16 protein-coding genes are annotated in these 15,730 nt (G+C 59.7%); 8 read left to right on the top strand and 8 right to left on the bottom strand.

The annotated features are described in order from the left end of the window. The first annotated feature begins 8 nt into the window (after positions 1-8). Complete coding sequence (gene arsJ, locus ACK56M_RS12075; protein WP_054573826.1) at positions 9-1,232, top strand: organoarsenical effux MFS transporter ArsJ; 1,224 nt, start codon at positions 9-11, stop codon at positions 1,230-1,232. 124 nt (positions 1,233-1,356) lie between these two features. Here arsJ and ACK56M_RS12070 read toward each other — a convergent pair whose 3' ends face one another. Further along, positions 1,357-2,358: a zinc-dependent alcohol dehydrogenase family protein gene (locus ACK56M_RS12070; RefSeq protein WP_100413437.1), complete on the bottom strand. Its 1,002-nt coding sequence runs from the start codon at positions 2,356-2,358 to the stop codon at positions 1,357-1,359. Positions 2,359-2,464: 106 nt separating this feature from the next. Between ACK56M_RS12070 and ACK56M_RS12065 the strand changes: the two genes are divergently transcribed. Then, on the top strand, positions 2,465-3,364 hold the full coding sequence (locus ACK56M_RS12065) for a LysR family transcriptional regulator (protein ID WP_100413436.1): 900 nt from the start codon (positions 2,465-2,467) through the stop codon (positions 3,362-3,364). Positions 3,365-3,464: 100 nt separating this feature from the next. Here ACK56M_RS12065 and ACK56M_RS12060 read toward each other — a convergent pair whose 3' ends face one another. Next, positions 3,465-4,316 carry a LysR family transcriptional regulator gene (locus tag ACK56M_RS12060; protein ID WP_047932473.1) on the bottom strand — a complete coding sequence of 284 codons (852 nt, stop codon included), beginning with the start codon at positions 4,314-4,316 and terminating at the stop codon, positions 3,465-3,467. 110 nt (positions 4,317-4,426) lie between these two features. Here ACK56M_RS12060 and ACK56M_RS12055 point away from each other — a divergent pair, with 110 nt between their 5' ends. Then, complete coding sequence (locus tag ACK56M_RS12055) at positions 4,427-4,807, top strand: cupin domain-containing protein (protein WP_003256754.1); 381 nt, start codon at positions 4,427-4,429, stop codon at positions 4,805-4,807. Positions 4,808-4,899: 92 nt separating this feature from the next. Here the strand turns inward: ACK56M_RS12055 and ACK56M_RS12050 are convergent, their stop codons facing one another. Further along, positions 4,900-6,111: a M24 family metallopeptidase gene (locus ACK56M_RS12050; RefSeq protein WP_013972218.1), complete on the bottom strand. Its 1,212-nt coding sequence runs from the start codon at positions 6,109-6,111 to the stop codon at positions 4,900-4,902. A 199-nt stretch (positions 6,112-6,310) separates the two neighbouring features. After that, positions 6,311-6,874, bottom strand: a complete 564-nt coding sequence (locus ACK56M_RS12045; protein ID WP_061550744.1) for a hypothetical protein — start codon at positions 6,872-6,874, stop codon at positions 6,311-6,313. A gap of 331 nt (positions 6,875-7,205) precedes the next feature. Between ACK56M_RS12045 and ACK56M_RS12040 the strand changes: the two genes are divergently transcribed. From ACK56M_RS12040 to ACK56M_RS12030, 3 genes are all read left to right on the top strand, one after another. Further along, entirely contained in the window at positions 7,206-7,979 is a 774-nt protein-coding gene (locus tag ACK56M_RS12040) for a creatininase (RefSeq protein WP_023660546.1), read from the top strand. Between the two features lie 83 nt (positions 7,980-8,062). Further along, the gene (gene gabP, locus ACK56M_RS12035) at positions 8,063-9,448 is read left to right on the top strand and encodes a GABA permease (protein WP_039612831.1); all 1,386 of its coding nucleotides are present in this window, start codon (positions 8,063-8,065) and stop codon (positions 9,446-9,448) included. 223 nt (positions 9,449-9,671) lie between these two features. After that, on the top strand, positions 9,672-10,688 hold the full coding sequence (locus tag ACK56M_RS12030; protein ID WP_015270069.1) for a GlxA family transcriptional regulator: 1,017 nt from the start codon (positions 9,672-9,674) through the stop codon (positions 10,686-10,688). Between the two features lie 120 nt (positions 10,689-10,808). Here the strand turns inward: ACK56M_RS12030 and grxC are convergent, their stop codons facing one another. Both grxC and ACK56M_RS12020 read right to left on the bottom strand, forming a co-directional pair. After that, on the bottom strand, positions 10,809-11,063 hold the full coding sequence (gene grxC, locus ACK56M_RS12025; protein WP_411959483.1) for a glutaredoxin 3: 255 nt from the start codon (positions 11,061-11,063) through the stop codon (positions 10,809-10,811). Positions 11,064-11,076: 13 nt separating this feature from the next. Next, positions 11,077-11,595: a carboxymuconolactone decarboxylase family protein gene (locus ACK56M_RS12020; protein WP_013972212.1), complete on the bottom strand. Its 519-nt coding sequence runs from the start codon at positions 11,593-11,595 to the stop codon at positions 11,077-11,079. A gap of 130 nt (positions 11,596-11,725) precedes the next feature. On the opposite strand from ACK56M_RS12020, the gene ACK56M_RS12015 reads away from it, so the two are divergent. After that, positions 11,726-12,556 (top strand): AraC family transcriptional regulator, encoded by an 831-nt coding sequence (locus ACK56M_RS12015; RefSeq protein ID WP_015270067.1) that lies wholly within the window; start codon positions 11,726-11,728, stop codon positions 12,554-12,556. Between the two features lie 50 nt (positions 12,557-12,606). Here the strand turns inward: ACK56M_RS12015 and ACK56M_RS12010 are convergent, their stop codons facing one another. Beyond that, a complete protein-coding gene (locus tag ACK56M_RS12010) occupies positions 12,607-13,092 on the bottom strand; it encodes a glycine zipper domain-containing protein (protein WP_015270066.1) in 486 nt (161 codons plus the stop codon). Between the two features lie 350 nt (positions 13,093-13,442). Beyond that, complete coding sequence (locus ACK56M_RS12005; protein ID WP_191472820.1) at positions 13,443-14,138, bottom strand: DUF2238 domain-containing protein; 696 nt, start codon at positions 14,136-14,138, stop codon at positions 13,443-13,445. A 226-nt stretch (positions 14,139-14,364) separates the two neighbouring features. Between ACK56M_RS12005 and ACK56M_RS12000 the strand changes: the two genes are divergently transcribed. Then, positions 14,365-15,564, top strand: coding sequence for a zinc-dependent alcohol dehydrogenase (locus ACK56M_RS12000; RefSeq protein WP_253138514.1), 1,200 nt, complete (start codon positions 14,365-14,367; stop codon positions 15,562-15,564). Positions 15,565-15,730 lie beyond the last annotated feature (166 nt).

Genomic DNA, 15,730 nt, shown 5'->3' with positions numbered 1-15,730 from the left:
CGGCAATCATGAAGGCGTTGTCAGCCCTGCCTACACACGTGCGTCAGTACCTGCTGGTTACCGGCAACTACTGGGCCTTCACCCTCACCGACGGTGCGTTGCGCATGTTGGTGGTACTGCACTTCCATACGCTGGGCTACACGCCGCTGCAGATCGCGGCGCTGTTCCTGTTCTATGAAGTGTTCGGCGTGATCACCAACCTGGTGGGCGGCTACCTCGGCGCCCGCCTGGGGCTGAATCGCACCATGAACATAGGCTTGGGCCTGCAGGTTCTGGCCCTGCTGATGCTCACGGTGCCGGCAGCCTGGCTGACAGTGCCCTGGGTGATGGCGGCACAGGCGCTGTCCGGCATCGCCAAGGACCTGAACAAGATGAGTGCCAAGAGCTCCATCAAGCTGCTGGTGCCAGGCAGCCAGCAAGGCACCCTGTACAAGTGGGTGGCCATCCTGACGGGCTCGAAAAACGCGCTCAAGGGCGTGGGTTTCTTCCTTGGTGGCGCCCTGCTCGCCCTGCTCGGCTTCACCCTGGCGGTGCTGGCCATGGCGACGGTACTGGCATTGATCTGGGTCGGCAGCCTGATCCTGCTGAAGAAGGACCTGGGCAAGGCCAAGGCCAAGCCGAAGTTCCGCGACATGCTGTCCAAGAGCCGGGCCATCAACATTCTTTCGGCCGCACGGCTGTTTCTCTTTGGCGCCCGTGACGTCTGGTTCGTCGTGGCTTTGCCGGTGTACCTGAGCACGGCTTTTGGCTGGGACTTCTGGCTAGTCGGCGGCTTCCTGGCTGCATGGATAATCGGCTACGGCATCGTCCAGTCGCTTGCCCCCCACATCACTGGCAAGAAACGCGGCCAGGTGCCCGACGGTCGCGCGGCTTTCATCTGGGCGATCGCCCTTGCCGGGCTGCCGGCGCTCATCGCCGTGGGCCTGTCGGCAGGCTGGTCGGCCCAGGGGATGGTGCTTGGCGGGCTGATGCTGTTCGGCGTGCTGTTCGCCGTGAATTCGTCGCTGCATAGCTACCTGATCGTCAGCTATGCCAAGGAAGACGGGGTATCGCTGGATGTGGGCTTCTACTACATGTCCAACGCGCTAGGGCGGCTGGTCGGTACGCTGCTTTCCGGCTGGGTATTCCAGGCTTACGGGTTGGAGGCCTGCCTGTGGATCTCCACAGTATTTGTTCTGCTGGCAGCATTGATATCGAGTGCATTGCCAAGGCATGCCAGCGATTGCAATTGACCCACTCAGCGTGTGCCATAGAATCGCGTCCCCCGAAATCTGCTCTCCAGCACGACAAAGTCAGGGGGCCGCTCGGTAAAGCGGCCCCCATCGGCGGATACCTTGGCGTTCAACGTTCTCGATTCTATTCGCTCAACAACTGGATGATTGTCTTGCCCTTGGCGCGGCCTTCTGCGACCTGGCGGAAGGCGTCGTTTACCTCGTCCAGTGCGAACCGTTGCCGATCCACCCGGATCGTCAGTTGCCCCGCATCTGCCAGCTCGGCCGCCTCGCGCAGGATTGCGCCATGGTGTTCGCGGCCCTGGCCCGTGAGCAACGGGGCCAGGGTGAACACCCCCGAATAAGTGGCGCTTCTGAACGAGAGCGGCGCAAGACTGTGCTCGCCCCAACCAAGGCAGCTCACCACGTGACCGGTATAGGGCTTCACCGCCTTGAATGACGCATCCAGCGTGCTACCGCCCACAGTGTCATAAACAATGTCGAAACCTGCCCCTGCGGTATGTTGCTCGACGTAGGACTCTACGCTCTGCGCCTGGTAGTCGATCGCCGTAGCGCCCAGTGAACGTATGAAATCGAGGCTGCTGGCCGAACCGGTGGCACAGACTTTGGCCCCGCGAGCTTTCGCCAGCTGGATGGCCATCTGGCCTACCCCACCTGCACCACCGTGAACAAGCACGGTGTGGCCAGCCCGGACATTGGCTCGATCAACCAGACCGTCCCAGGCGGTGATGAACACCAAAGGCAAGGCTGCTGCCTCGTGCATGCCCAGAGTGTGCGGTTTTGCTGCGATCAGCCGGGCATCCACGGCGATGTATTCGGCCATGGTGCCCTGGGCCCCGCCGATTCCGCCGGCCATGCCGAAAACCTCCTGGCCGAGCGTGAAGCCCTCTACCGCCTCGCCCAGTTCGACGACCGTACCGGCCAGATCCAGACCAAGCACCGCTGGCAGCGCCTGACGGGCGTGCGCCCCTGCACCAGAGGCAATCTTGGTATCGAGCGGGTTTACTCCAGCGGCGTGAACGCTGACAAGGACCTGGCCTCTAGCGGGAACCGGGCGAGGAATGCGGCGAACGACCAGTGGGGCTTGGGCGGACTCGGCGATGGCGGCAAGCATGGTCTGACTCATGACGGATACCTCTGTTCAGTGGATGCATACAGGTTGCGCCCTCTCACCCATTCCGATAAGAAGCTGAATTCGCATATTACTCATTCCCAGTAGAGGCCAGGTGGCAATGGATCTGTTCGACAGCATGCGCATCTTCGTACGCGTCGTGGAGCGTGGGTCTTTCTCGGCAGTGGCCCGGGAGCTGAACATGGGGCAGCCGGCAATCAGCAAGCAGGTCCGTGCGCTGGAGCAATACCTGGGCGGGCCAGTATTCGCCCGCAGCACCCGCCACCTGGCGCTGACCGACCAAGGGCAACGTTTCTACCGCCACTGCCAGGAAATTCTCGGTCAACTGGAAAGTGCCACACGCAGCTTTGCCAGTGGCCAGGAGCAGATAGCGGGCCCCCTGCGCGTCGCCGCACCGGTCAGCTACGGACGCTTGTGCATAGCGCCTCTGATCGGGACTTTTCTGCAGCGCTATCCCGATGTACGGATTGACCTCCGGCTGAACGATCACAACGAAGACCTGCTCATGGAGAACATAGATGTGGCGATCCGGATAGGCGTAGTGAAAAACGAGGGCCTGGTGGCGATACCGCTCGGCAACACCCTGCGGCAGGTATACGCCTCGCCTGCCTATCTGGAACGCCACGGCCTGCCACTGGAGCCTGGCGAACTGGCAAACCACAACTGCATCGGCTTCACGTTGCTGGAGCATTACGATCGCTGGCGCTTCACACGGAGGTCGGACGCGTTCGATATCGCCATCACAGGCAACGTCACCAGCAACAGCAGCGAGGCCATTCGGGAAATGGTGCTGTGCGGTTTGGGCATCTCCCTCTCCCCACAATGGCTTTTCAAAGCAGACGTTGAACGCGGCAGCGTGCTAAGCGTGCTTGACGATTACAAAGCCACGGCACTGCCCGTCAGCGCGGTGTTCAGCCGCGAGCGGCGACATTCGGCACGGGCGATGGCCTTCATCGACTTTCTGCGCGAGCACCTGCACGGTCTTGCGCAAGAGCCGTAGGCCTGCGTCAGTCGGGTACACAGGCGTGGAGCAACGTCAACAAACAATCTGGCCCTGCTCATTTTGGACCGGCTTCGCAGTGATGAGAAACGCAGCCGTCTCAGCGCTTGAAATGTTCCCGGATAATGTCCGCGAGGCCAGAAACGGAACGACTGGCATCCTCGACCGTCTGCAACCGCACGGCGAACGCGGGCAGTGTCGGTAACCCACATTCGGGGGCAGCCAGGCTGATATCTTCAGGAACGAGACTTTGCAGCCATGGCGTAACCGCCAGCCCGTTGCGAACCATGGTCAACGTGGTATCGACCGACGCATTTTCAAATACCACCTTTGCCACGATACCTGCTTCGCCAAGACACCGGAAAACGGTGTCGCGAAAGGCGCAATTCGCCGTCAGCAAGCACAGAGCCAATGGGCGCCGTGCCGATGCAGTCTCGTTGCCCAGCCACACCAGCTGATCAACAGCCAGGCGTTCGCCCAACTCGACATCAACCGGGCCTTGGCTGAGCACCAGATCGAGTTCGCCCGTGGCGAACACCTGGTCGAGGTCCACGGACGAAGCACTGAAGATCTTTACCTCGGCCTTGGGGAAGGCATCACCGAACGCCTTCAGCACGGGAGCAAGCGGCGCGCCGGCCATATCGAACGGGAGCCCGAGACGCACCGGGGCGTCTGATTCCCTGGCCCCGACACTGGCGCAAAATGCATCATGCATCCGCAGCAGGCGACGAGCGTCGGGCAACAACGACCTCCCCTGCCAGGTCAGGCTACTGCCTTGAGTGTCACGCATCAGCAATGGGCAGCCGAGAAATGCCTCCAGTCGCTTGATTCGCTGGCTGACAGCCCCTTGTGTCAGGTGCAGCCCTACCGATGCAACACTCATGCTTCCGGTATCCGCCACTTCGACAAAGGCCCTGAGCAGCGCCAGATCAAGGGTGTGGTTCTTGTTCATGCCAGGCCATTAGCAGTGTTAATACCGGTATTGTAATTCGTCGATACGCAAAAGCCACGCGCCGCTCTAGATTGCAAGCCTCAGACTGACTTGCAGAAGGGAGTACGCGCATGATCAACACGGTAGACAGCATCAACCTGCAACATGAACTGGATACGCTGACCGGATACTGGAAGCCCAAGGTCATCGGCCGCGTCAACAACCATTTCATCAAGATTGCGAAATTGAAAGGCGCGTTCGTCTGGCATGCCCATGAACATGAAGACGAAATGTTTACGGTGGTCTCTGGCACGCTTCGCATCGAGCTCGAAAGCCGCACCATTGTCCTGAACGCAGGAGAATTCTGCGTGATTCCAAAGCAAATGCGACACCGGCCGATTGCCGAGGAAGAATGTGCGGTCATGCTGATCGAAACGGATACCACCCTCCACACCGGTGCAGAGACTTCATCACTCACGGTTTCGATAGAGGAGCAGTTATATCCGGCGTAACTCAGTCAACCGCGGTTCACGCCTTCAGGCGCACCGCGCAAATCGCCGGTGCAGGGAGAAAGCCGCACAGGGTGACTGTGCGGCGGGTTCAGTCACTTTTTGATGATGTTGTGTTCCGGACCGTACGGGAACTTGGTGATGTTTTCACTGCCGTGCTCATTGACGATCAGGATGTCGTGTTCACGGTAACCGCCAGCTCCCGGCAGGCCTTCGGGCAGCATGATCATCGGCTCGATCGACACCACCATACCCGGCTCGAGTACGGTGTCGATGTCCTCACGCAACTCCAGGCCTGCCTCGCGACCATAGTAATGGCTAAGCGTACCGAACGAGTGGCCGTAACCGAACGTACGGTATTGCAGCAGATCGTGCTCCAGGAAGATCTCGTTCAGCTGCAGCGCGATGTCGCTGCAACGCATGCCGGGCTTGACCAGTTCAAGGCCAGCCTCATGCACCTTGACGTTGACCTCCCACAGGCGCAGGTGCTCATCGGAACAGTGGTCCAGGAAAAGCGTACGCTCCAGTGCGGTGTAGTAACCCGCGATCATCGGGAAGCAGTTGAGGCTGAGGATGTCGCCCTTGTTGACCTTGCGCGAGGTCACCGGGTTGTGGGCGCCGTCGGTATTGATGCCCGACTGGAACCAGGTCCAGGTATCCATCAGCTCGGAGTCCGGGTAGGTGCGGGCGATCTCACGCACCATCGCCTGGGTAGCGTGCAATGCCACTTCGTACTCAGGTACCTGGTCACGCAGGGCCTCCACCACCGCAGCGCCACCGATGTCGGCTACCCGGGCGCCCTGGCGGATGATCGCGTGTTCTTCAGCCGACTTGATCATGCGCATGCGCATGCACGGCGCGGCGATGTCCACCAGCTCGGCCTGCGGGTAACGGCTGGCCAGTTTGTCCCGGTTCATCAGGTTCAGGTGGTCGAACTCGATGCCGATGCGCCCGGCCTTGGGCAGTGCCTGCTGAATCGCGACGAAATAGTTATCACGCTGCCAGTCGGTGTAGATGATGTTGTCGGTACCGACCGTACGGCGCCATGGCTGGCCACCATCGATGTTGGCACTGATCGACACGACGGCTTCCTGAGTGACAACCAGTGCATAGGGGCGGCCAAACGAGCAGTACAGGAAGTCGCTGTAGTAGTTGATATTGTGGTAGGAGGTAAAGACCGCAGCATCGATATTGTTTTGTGCCAGGTAAGTGCGCAACTTGGACTGACGGTTGGCATATTCCTGTTGCGAGAACGTCGGTTTGACTTTTTCGCCGTTCTTGATCTGAATGGTTTTTGGCATTTGCATGTTTTTTATTCCTTGTAGTTAACAGCGGAGAAACTTGTTTATCGGTGCCACTGGTGACCATTCGACCAGATAAGCCGAATGTTTTTTTGCGCGAACCCGACCCGTAAATGACCAGATCCGTCGCCATGTAAACGAGGCCAAACACCGCAAAGGCGACGCAGAATCCGAGGCGCCAGCGCAATCAACCGATAGTGAGGATTCAGTGGGGTCGGTGCGCGAACAAGCGCTCGAGAAGCTGCCGCGAAACGCCGATCAGCGTTGCCAGTTCGCTGACTCCAAGCAGGTGGGATGTAGACGGCGGGAACAAAGCCAGGGTCTTCTTGACCTGTTCCGAAACACTGGCCGGTGCATGCACACATTTGATCTGGCCGACAGGCAGGTCTGCGTGATCGTCAACGGTGGGCAACCACCACGTCATCTGTTTTGCCGCACACCGCACCTTCGGCCCCGATACACGGTGGCGCAGATGCTGGGTGCCTGTGCGTGAACGCATTTCATCACCCGGGCAGACAATGAGTATATCCAGCGGTTTTGCCTGGCTCAGTTCCACGGTGGCCGTGGAAATGCCGTTGCTGGCCCTCAACGGCCGGCCGCCAAGGCTGATGATCTGCCACTGGCACACTTCGCACCGGGCAATTTCATTGGCGATGCGCAACGGCTCCAATGCGGCGGCCAACGCATAGAAATCAAATCCTTCACTCAACAGGAAACCAATGCGCACTGTGCTTGCCAATGGCTGGCCCACTTCGGTCAATTGCTGCATGTACTACCTCCAACTTTACCCACGCAGCGTCTACTGCGAACAGTAATATTGTCCCGGTAGTTGATTGGCCAGATATGTCAGATTTCGACCCCTAATTGCCAGGCAGAATGGGCAAGCAAATCAGTTCGTCCGACATGAACGTTTCCGCCGCCCCTGAACTCGTGAATCAACGCATGCCGTGACCTACGGGATAGAGCCACGGCAGCTTTTGTCAATTCCAGGTCGGAAACTGACAATTCCAGCCGATGGCGATCTGATCAAATTGGGACATCTGCTACTGCTGCAAACCGGACGAGCTTTTGCAATTACAAGAACATAGAGAGACCACCCGATGAACGATAGCGTTGTAATTGGCGAACTCACCTGGCCCGAGTACGCCCGGCGTGTTGCATCCGGCAGCCCGATATTCTTGCCTGTAGGCGCCCTGGAGCAACACGGCCACCACATGTGCATGGAAGTGGATGTACTGCTACCGACCGCGCTGTGCAAGGCCGTAGCGCGCAATGTCGACGGCCTGGTGCTCCCCGCATTGGCCTACGGCTACAAGTCGCAGCAAAAATCGGGCGGCGGAAACCACTTTCCCGGCACCACCAGCCTGGATGGCGCAACACTGACACATACCATCCAGGACATCATCAGGGAGCTGGCCCGGCACGGCGCGCGTCAGCTGGTGATGATGAACGGGCACTACGAGAACTCCATGTTCATCGTGGAAGGCATCGACCTGGCGCTGCGCGAACTCCGTTATGCCGGCATCACCGATTTCAAGGTCGTGGTCCTGTCCTACTGGGACTTCGTCAATGCACCTGAGGTCATCCAGGAACTCTACCCTGACGGATTCCTCGGCTGGGACATTGAACACGGTGGCGTCTTCGAGACTTCGTTGATGCTGGCCCTGCACCCCGAGAAAGTCGACCTGGCCCGTGCCATCGATCATCCGCCAGCCACCTTCCCCCCCTACGATGTGTTCCCGATCATTGCCGAGCGCACGCCGGCGTGTGGAACCTTGTCATCGCCAAAAGGCGCCAGCCGCGAGAAAGGCGAACTGATTCTGCGTGTCTGCACCGAAGGCATCAGCAACGCTGTCCGCGAGGCATTCAGTTAAGCGCCGCAACACCGCATTGATCTACCAGAGCACGATTCGCATTAGCTGTTAACCCGCCATCTATAACAACAAGGGTAATGATAATGTCCAGCCATTCAACTCTGGCCCCCGGCCTCAAGCAGCGCCACGTCACCATGCTCTCGATAGCCGGCGCTATCGGTGCCGGCCTTTTCATCGGATCGGGGCATGCAATTGCAGCGGCCGGCCCAGCGGCCATCCTGGCCTACATCATGTCCGGCACACTGGTTGTGCTGGTCATGCGCATGCTCGGTGAAATGGCAGTTGCTTCCCCTGATACCGGTTCGTTTTCCACCTATGCCGAACGCGCAATGGGTCGTTCGGCCGGTTTTACCATTGGATGGTTGTACTGGTGGTTCTGGGTGCTGGTCATTCCCATCGAGGCAATTGCCGCAGCGGCAATCCTGCATGCCTGGTTCCCCGCGATCGAAACCTGGGAATTCGCACTGGCCGTTACTGCCCTGCTCACCTTGACCAACTTGTTCAGCGTTGCGCGCTACGGGGAGTTCGAGTTCTGGTTCGCCATGCTCAAGGTCATCGCCGTACTGGCCTTCATCGCCTTGGGTGCGCTGGCCCTGACCGGCGTGGTGCCAAACCTCAGCGTCAGTGGCGTGGCCAAGCTGAGCAACGACTTCGGCGGTTTCATGCCCAACGGCATGGCAGCGGTGATTGGCGCCATGCTGACCACGGTGTTCAGTTTCATGGGCACCGAAATCGTCACCATCGCCGCCGCAGAATCCAAGAACCCCTCCAGACAGATCACCCGCGCTACCAACTCGGTCGTGTGGCGCATGGGCATCTTCTACATCGTCTCGGTGTTCCTGATCGTCTCGATCGTGCCCTGGAACGACCCCATGCTGGTGCAGGTCGGCTCCTATCAGAGGGCCCTTGAGCTGATGAACATCCCTCACGCCAAGATGATCGTGGATGTCGTCGTGCTGATTGCCGTGGCCAGCTGCCTCAACTCGGCAATCTACACCGCATCGCGCATGGTCTACTCGCTGAGCAGACGTGGCGACGGCCCTGCCGTTCTCCAGCGCACCTCATCGGCCGGTGTGCCATTCGTCGCGGTCATGGCCAGCACCGCTGTAGGCTTCCTTACCACCGCGTTGAACTACTTTGCGCCGGACGAGGTGTTCTCCTTCCTGCTGGCGAGTTCCGGTGCCGTGGCACTGCTGGTCTACCTGGCCATCGCGGTATCGCAACTGATCCTGCGCAAGCAGATGGCTCGTCGAGGTGAGGTCATGGCCTTCAAGATGTGGTTGTTCCCCTGGCTGAGCTACTTGGTCGTCGCCTCCATCATCGGGATTCTGGCAATGATGCTGATCATGCCCGGCCACCGCATGGAAGTAATGACAACCGGCGCGCTGGCAATTGCCATCGTGTGCATGAGTTCGATCTTCTCGCCCAGGAAGCGCCCACTGCCCCGTGTCGCAACCAAATCGGCCTGAGGCTGGCTCAGCCGCTTCGCCCTGCGAAGGCTATGCGTTCGCAGGGTGTCGCCTTTTTGCGTCAAACTGAAAACAGGGGGCGAATATCGGCCAGTGCGCACCCTGTAGCCTGATTGCTGCGTGTAGTATGCCGCCGCAGGCTTGGAGCCCTTTTACACAAAAAATTGCCTGTATCGGGAGACAGGCGCTGAACACGTCATCTTGCATTGTAGGAGTCGTATTGATGGCTACGCCGAGATCCTCCCCGCTGGCCACGGGTTACCCTGTCGATGCCCCCACACCCAAGATCGTCGGGTTTCTGGTGATCCCCAATTTCACCACCATCGGGTTCGCCTCTGCGGTGGAGACCTTGCGCATGGCTAACCTTGCTGCGCGCAGGGCCATGTTCCAGACACTGATCATCGCCGCCGACATGGAGCCGGTGAGCGCCAGCAACGGCATGCGCATCCTGCCTGAATACACCATCAAGGATGCGCCCAAGCTGGACATGCTGTTTGTGGTAGGGCCAAACCCCATCGTCTCCGACCACAATACCCGCGCCATCCTGAACTGGCTGCGCAAGCTCGCCCATGACCAAGTGGCATTGGGTGGCATTTGCACGGGTAGCCATTTGTTGGCGCGTGCCAATCTGCTCACGGGTTACCGTTGCACCATCCACTGGGAAGATATCGAAGCGCTGAAAGAGCGCTTTCCCGGGATCATCATTTCCAGCCAGTTGTTTGAACTTGACCGTGACCGGTACACCAGCTCGGGTGGGGTGGCATCAATGGACATGTGCCTGCAACTGATCGCACGCGAACCCGGCGGGCGAGAGATTGCCGAACATGCGGCCGAATTGCTGTTGTGCGACCGCGTTCGCAGTTCGCAGGAACGCCAGCGCGTGCCCCTGCGACAGCGGCTAGGGACGTCCCAACCCAAGCTCAGCCAGGTAGTCAGCATCATGGAGGCCAATCTCGAAGACCCTGTGACCCTGGAGGAACTGGCGCAGTTGAACGACATCTCAGTTCGGCAGTTGGAGCGCCTGTTCCACAAGCACCTGCAAAGTACCCCTAGCCAGTACTACCTTGAATTACGCCTGTCGCGCGCCCGACAACTGTTACTGCACAGCGAATCACAAGTACGGGATATCGCCCTTGCCTGTGGTTTCGTTTCGCCGGCGCATTTCTCCAAATGCTACAGCCGTTTCTTCGGCGTCTCTCCCATGGGTGAACGCAAGCAGGTTGCTGCGGCTCAGTGCTGATCATCGACGAGTGCAACGAAGCGTCGGTGAAACAGGGATCGCAAGTGACCGCTTTGAACCGTTAGCTGCCCTTGCCAAGGGCGGCTAACGGCCAAAGGCAAATATCGCTGAATCAGCCCTTCAGGCACTGAGCAGTGCTTCGAGCTCGCCCTTTTGATCGTGGCGTTTCAGATCATCAAAACCTCCCACATGGACACTCCCCACAAAGACCTGCGGCACGGTCCTGCGCCTGGATCGCAGCAGCATCTCGGCCAGATGGTTCGGCGAAGCCTCGATATCGATTTCCACGGCACTGACCCCCTTGTGCGCCAGCAGTCGCTTGGCGCTCACGCAGTAAGGGCAGTGTTGGGTGGTATAGATTGTCACCTGGTTCATGTCGGTTGCCCTCCTAGTGTGCCAACGGCGGGAAGTCGATATCGGTGGTGGCGATGTTGTTCAGGTAGTTGGTCAGGGTCAACAGCGTGACCTGTGCCACCACCTCCACGATCTTGCCATCGCTGAGACCAGCCTCGCGTGCTGCGGCGACCTGATCGTCATTCAATTGGCCGCGGCTTTCGGTGATCTGATGCGCCAGCGCGGCGACCGCGCTGAGCGTGCCACTACGCGCCTGGCTAATGGCCTCATCGCTCAAGCCGGCTTTGGCACCAAAAAAGCTGTGTGCGGCCAGGCAATAGTCGCAACCATTGATTTCCGAGGTGGCAAGCGCAACCACTTCACGCTCCGCGGCGCTCAGTGAGCTCTTGCCCAGAGCCTGGGCGAGGCCCAGGTATCCATTGAGAGCGGCTGGGGAGTGAGCCAGGGTCTTGAAGGCGTTGGGTATGAAACCAAGGCCTTTCTGAATGCCTTCAAGGGCAGTGCGCGAGCCAGCAGGGGCCTGGTCCAGCGAGAGAGCAGCGATACGAGTCATGGTAGTTTCTCCAGTAGGGTGATTAACCAGCTTGTCGATCAAGCCTGGAGTCAATACTAGGGAAGACGACTATCCTTTCGGCTTCAGATCGTCGAATCTATGCAACCGATCGTCCAAACCTGAGCGCCCCATGGACCGACTATCGACACTGCTCAAGCACTTCAACCTGCATGCGTCTACCTTCCACCACGGTGGTTTTTGTGGAACGACCCGCTTTCATGGGCAGCAAAGTTCCGGCCACGCGCACCTGCTTCGTTCGGGTCGCCTGACCTTCAGTGACAAACGTGGTCAGCTCATGGAGCTGGCGGAGCCAAGCCTGATACTTGCGGTACGTCCGCAGGAGCATCAGTTGCTGGCGATCGAAGCAGACGAAGCGGAGTTGGTGTGCGCCACCTTGCAGTTCGATGGTGGCGCCAACAATCCGCTGACCCAGGCCTTGCCGGACTTCATCATCAAGCCGTTGCGCGAATTGCAGGGCCTCGATGGCACCCTCGAATGGCTGTTCGAAGAAGCCTTCGGCGACGAGTGTGGACGGGATGTCATTCTCAATCGGCTGTTCGAGTTGATGGTGATTCAGCTACTTCGCCATCTGATCGCCAGCCGCAGCATTGCTTCGGGGATGATGGCCGGGCTGGCCAATGCACAGCTGTCCCGTGCGCTCGTGGGTATCCATAACGAGCCACAGCACAATTGGACCGTGGCAGAGTTGGCTGACCGCTCAGGCATGTCGCGCGCGAGCTTTGCTGCGCACTTTCGCGAGACCGTGGGCATCACCCCTGCCGATTACCTGGCGAACTGGCGAATCAGCCTTGCCCAGAAACGGCTGCGCGAAGGCCGCCCCATCGCCCTGATTGCCGATGAGGTCGGCTACGAAAGCCCGTCTGCGTTGGCCCGCACCTTTCGCCGCAAGGTGGGTGCAAGCCCGAGGGAGTGGCTACAGCAGAGCACGCATGATACCTAGCCGAGAGACAGCTGCGTCCAGCCCCCGGCGATGGGCCTGTAACGCGGGGATCAATCGTCGTAGCGATGTTTGTTGCGCCAGCCATAATGATGGCCACGGTCGTGGCGGTGACGGCGCCAGCCCCGGTCGTCGTCATCGTCGTCATAATCACGGTAGCGATGCCCGCTCTCGTCATCGTATTCCCGGCCCATGTGGTTGCCCAAGGCACCACCCACACCGCCACCGGCTGCTGCGCCGATCATGCTGCCAGTGGTGCCGCCCATCTTGCGACCCACCACGTTGCCGCCAGCTGCACCCAGTGCGCCGCCAATGGCCGCCTCGCCACGGCTGTGCTTGTCGGCACCCACCGCACCACCGGCCGCACCACCCAGGCCGGCGCCGATTGCCGAGCCGGTGCTGCCGCCGATCGACTGGCCGACTACCGAGCCCAATACTCCACCCAATGCGCCACCTATACCTGCTTCGGTATTGCCGCCTGCCGACGCAACGCCGCTCAGCAGGCCAAGTGACAACAACAGAATCGAGGAGTACTTCATTTGTGAAAGCCTCAGAGGGATACGGAGGCGATCCTGAGGCTCTGGACAGGGGCTTACAATGGAAATCCGACGAGTGACACGACTTGGAAAAATTCTCCAAGTTATTGTTTTCCCGATGGAAACTTAAGGGATTTTCGATAGTCACAGGCTGATTGCGAGAGGCCTTTCCAGTGATGGAGAGACCTTTTGAAATTCTGATCGCGCTGGATGCTACCTGGAGCGGCCTTGTGTCGCGAAAGGGCTGCGGAAGCAGCCCCAGCAACTTATGCGTCTACGCAGAAACCCTGGGGCTGCTTCGCAGCCCTTTCGCGACACAAGGCCGCTCCTACACAGCGATAAGTCCTGCCCCTTCAGCCGTGCCTGTCCTCCAGACACACTACCTTTGTGCCCCAAAGCTTGCGTGACCCAAGCCACTGGATGAACAAGGTGACAAGTGCACCGAGCAAAGCCAGGGCCATGTCCTTTTGTGCATCCCAAGGGTCTTGCTGGGTCGCGACAAAGGCTTGTGCCTGGTCATCACCCAGGTATTGGCCACCTATCCACTCCAGCAGCTCGTACAGCGCCGATGTAGCGAGGACGAAGGAAACAGTACACAACGCCAACCAGCCGCCTCGCAACAGGGCCTGGCGCTGGAGCAGCTCCCTGATCGGCAGGACGAACAAAAGGCCGTAACTCAGATGCACCAGACGATCGAACTGGTTGCGCTGCCAGCCCACCCAGGCATTCAGAGAGTGGTCGGTAAGCGCACGCAGCCAAGCGTCATAGGGGACTTTGGCATAGGTAAAATGCGCTCCTAGCTCGTGAATCGCCAGCATCACCACGATTGCCAGGTAAGCATGCCGAGAAAAGCGCCAATAATGGCTGGTCGCAGCCAAGGTGAGCAGGAGTGCCAGCGGCAAAACGTTTTCGAGCCACCAATCCGCACGATCAACCGGCGCAACCCCCGAGGCAAGCATCAGCAACGTGGCCGATGTCAGCAAGCCCGCAGCTTGGCGTGGCGTGGCCGAAGGGGCAAAGCTTGTTTGCAATGCTGGATTCTTGTTCATGGTTTTACGCTCGGCTTGAGCACGGTTGAGCCTGGCAGGGCAACTAAAGTTTCCTCCGGTCGCCGGTTTCACCTGATGCCATGTCCCCCCAACGACAGTTCTTCATGATGTTGGTGGGGCCAGTAGCACTGAAAATTACCGATGGATGATTCCACCTGAACTTTACCTCCCTCCTTGGCTTCCCCTGCATAGACCATCCGGCCCCGCCTCTGCAGGAGATGAAACAATGAGAGCATTGACTTACCACGGAACCCAGGACGTCAGGGTCGACAATGTCCCCGACCCACTCATCCAGGACGAGGACGATATAATCCTCCGGGTCACCGCTACCGCCATCTGCGGCTCCGACCTGCACCTCTACCATGGCAAGATTCCACAGACCGAGCCGGGGGATATCTTCGGCCACGAGTTCATGGGTATCGTCGAGGATACCGGCCGCGGGGTGACCAACCTGCAGGTCGGTGACCGCGTGGTGATTCCCTTCGTGATCGCCTGCGGCAGCTGTTTCTTCTGCCAACTCGACCAGTTCGCCGCTTGCGAAACGACCAACACCGGCCGTGGTGCAATCATCAACAAGAAAGGCATCCCGCCAGGGGCGGCGCTATTCGGCTATAGCCATCTGTATGGCGGCGTGCCAGGTGGCCAGGCGGATTTCGTGCGGGTGCCCAAGGCCAACGTCGGCCCGTTCAAGGTGCCTACTGCCCTGCCGGACGACAAGGTGCTGTTCCTCTCGGATATCCTGCCCACAGCCTGGCAAGCCGTCACCAATGCGCAGGTCGGCTCAGGCTCGACAGTTGCGATTTATGGCGCCGGGCCGGTCGGCCTGCTGAGCGCAGCCTGCGCGCGCATGCTGGGCGCCCAGACGATCTTCATGGTCGACGACAATGACTACCGCCTGGCGTTTGCCCGCGATGCCTACGGCGTGGTGCCGATCAACTTCGAGCAGGATGACGACCCGGCCGACAGCATCATCCGCCTGACCCCCGGCATGCGCGGCGTGGACGCCGTCATCGATGCGGTCGGTTTCGAGGCCAAGGGCAGTACCACCGAAACGGTACTGACCACTCTGAAGATAGAGGGCAGCAGCGGCAAGGCGCTACGCCAGAGTATCGCCGCGGTGCGCCGGGGCGGCGTGGTCAGCGTGCCTGGGGTCTATGCGGGCTTTATCCACGCCTTCATGTTTGGTGATGCCTTCGACAAGGGCCTGACGTTCAAGATGGGCCAGACCCACGTGCAGAAGTTCCTTCCTGAACTGCTCGAACATATCGAGGCCGGGCGCCTGGAGCCGGAACTCATCGTCACCCATCGCCTGGCCCTGGAAGAAGCGGCTTTGGGTTACAGGCTGTTCGACCAGAAACAGGACGACTGCCGCAAGGTCATCCTCGTGCCGGGCGCTGCTGCCGGTACATTGGGACCTGACCATTAGCAGGGACCTGTGGGAGTGGCTTTAGCCGCGAACACCGGCGCAGCCGGTGCCATGCACCGCGTCGGATTCTTCGCGCCTAAAGCCGCTCCCACAGGTTACGCGGACCGCTTGCGAATTCAGTTCTTCCAGCCGACCCGATCAACGCTTGCGTTGCGTTTCCTCACGA

Source organism: Pseudomonas sp. s4 (assembly GCF_046764235.1).
GTDB classification, from domain to species: Bacteria; Pseudomonadota; Gammaproteobacteria; order Pseudomonadales; family Pseudomonadaceae; genus Aquipseudomonas; species Aquipseudomonas asiatica.
Note: the sequence above shows the minus strand (reverse complement) of the source record. Positions and strands in the feature narration are given on the sequence as shown.

Coding starts and splice junctions, on each gene's coding strand:
- arsJ (WP_054573826.1), top strand. CDS start 9: ATGAAGGCGTTGTCAGCCCTGCCTACACACGTGCGTCAGTACCTGCTG.
- ACK56M_RS12070 (WP_100413437.1), bottom strand. CDS start 2,358: ATGAGTCAGACCATGCTTGCCGCCATCGCCGAGTCCGCCCAAGCCCCA.
- ACK56M_RS12065 (WP_100413436.1), top strand. CDS start 2,465: ATGGATCTGTTCGACAGCATGCGCATCTTCGTACGCGTCGTGGAGCGT.
- ACK56M_RS12060 (WP_047932473.1), bottom strand. CDS start 4,316: ATGAACAAGAACCACACCCTTGATCTGGCGCTGCTCAGGGCCTTTGTC.
- ACK56M_RS12055 (WP_003256754.1), top strand. CDS start 4,427: ATGATCAACACGGTAGACAGCATCAACCTGCAACATGAACTGGATACG.
- ACK56M_RS12050 (WP_013972218.1), bottom strand. CDS start 6,111: ATGCAAATGCCAAAAACCATTCAGATCAAGAACGGCGAAAAAGTCAAA.
- ACK56M_RS12045 (WP_061550744.1), bottom strand. CDS start 6,874: ATGCAGCAATTGACCGAAGTGGGCCAGCCATTGGCAAGCACAGTGCGC.
- ACK56M_RS12040 (WP_023660546.1), top strand. CDS start 7,206: ATGAACGATAGCGTTGTAATTGGCGAACTCACCTGGCCCGAGTACGCC.
- gabP (WP_039612831.1), top strand. CDS start 8,063: ATGTCCAGCCATTCAACTCTGGCCCCCGGCCTCAAGCAGCGCCACGTC.
- ACK56M_RS12030 (WP_015270069.1), top strand. CDS start 9,672: ATGGCTACGCCGAGATCCTCCCCGCTGGCCACGGGTTACCCTGTCGAT.
- grxC (WP_411959483.1), bottom strand. CDS start 11,063: ATGAACCAGGTGACAATCTATACCACCCAACACTGCCCTTACTGCGTG.
- ACK56M_RS12020 (WP_013972212.1), bottom strand. CDS start 11,595: ATGACTCGTATCGCTGCTCTCTCGCTGGACCAGGCCCCTGCTGGCTCG.
- ACK56M_RS12015 (WP_015270067.1), top strand. CDS start 11,726: ATGGACCGACTATCGACACTGCTCAAGCACTTCAACCTGCATGCGTCT.
- ACK56M_RS12010 (WP_015270066.1), bottom strand. CDS start 13,092: ATGAAGTACTCCTCGATTCTGTTGTTGTCACTTGGCCTGCTGAGCGGC.
- ACK56M_RS12005 (WP_191472820.1), bottom strand. CDS start 14,138: ATGAACAAGAATCCAGCATTGCAAACAAGCTTTGCCCCTTCGGCCACG.
- ACK56M_RS12000 (WP_253138514.1), top strand. CDS start 14,365: ATGAGAGCATTGACTTACCACGGAACCCAGGACGTCAGGGTCGACAAT.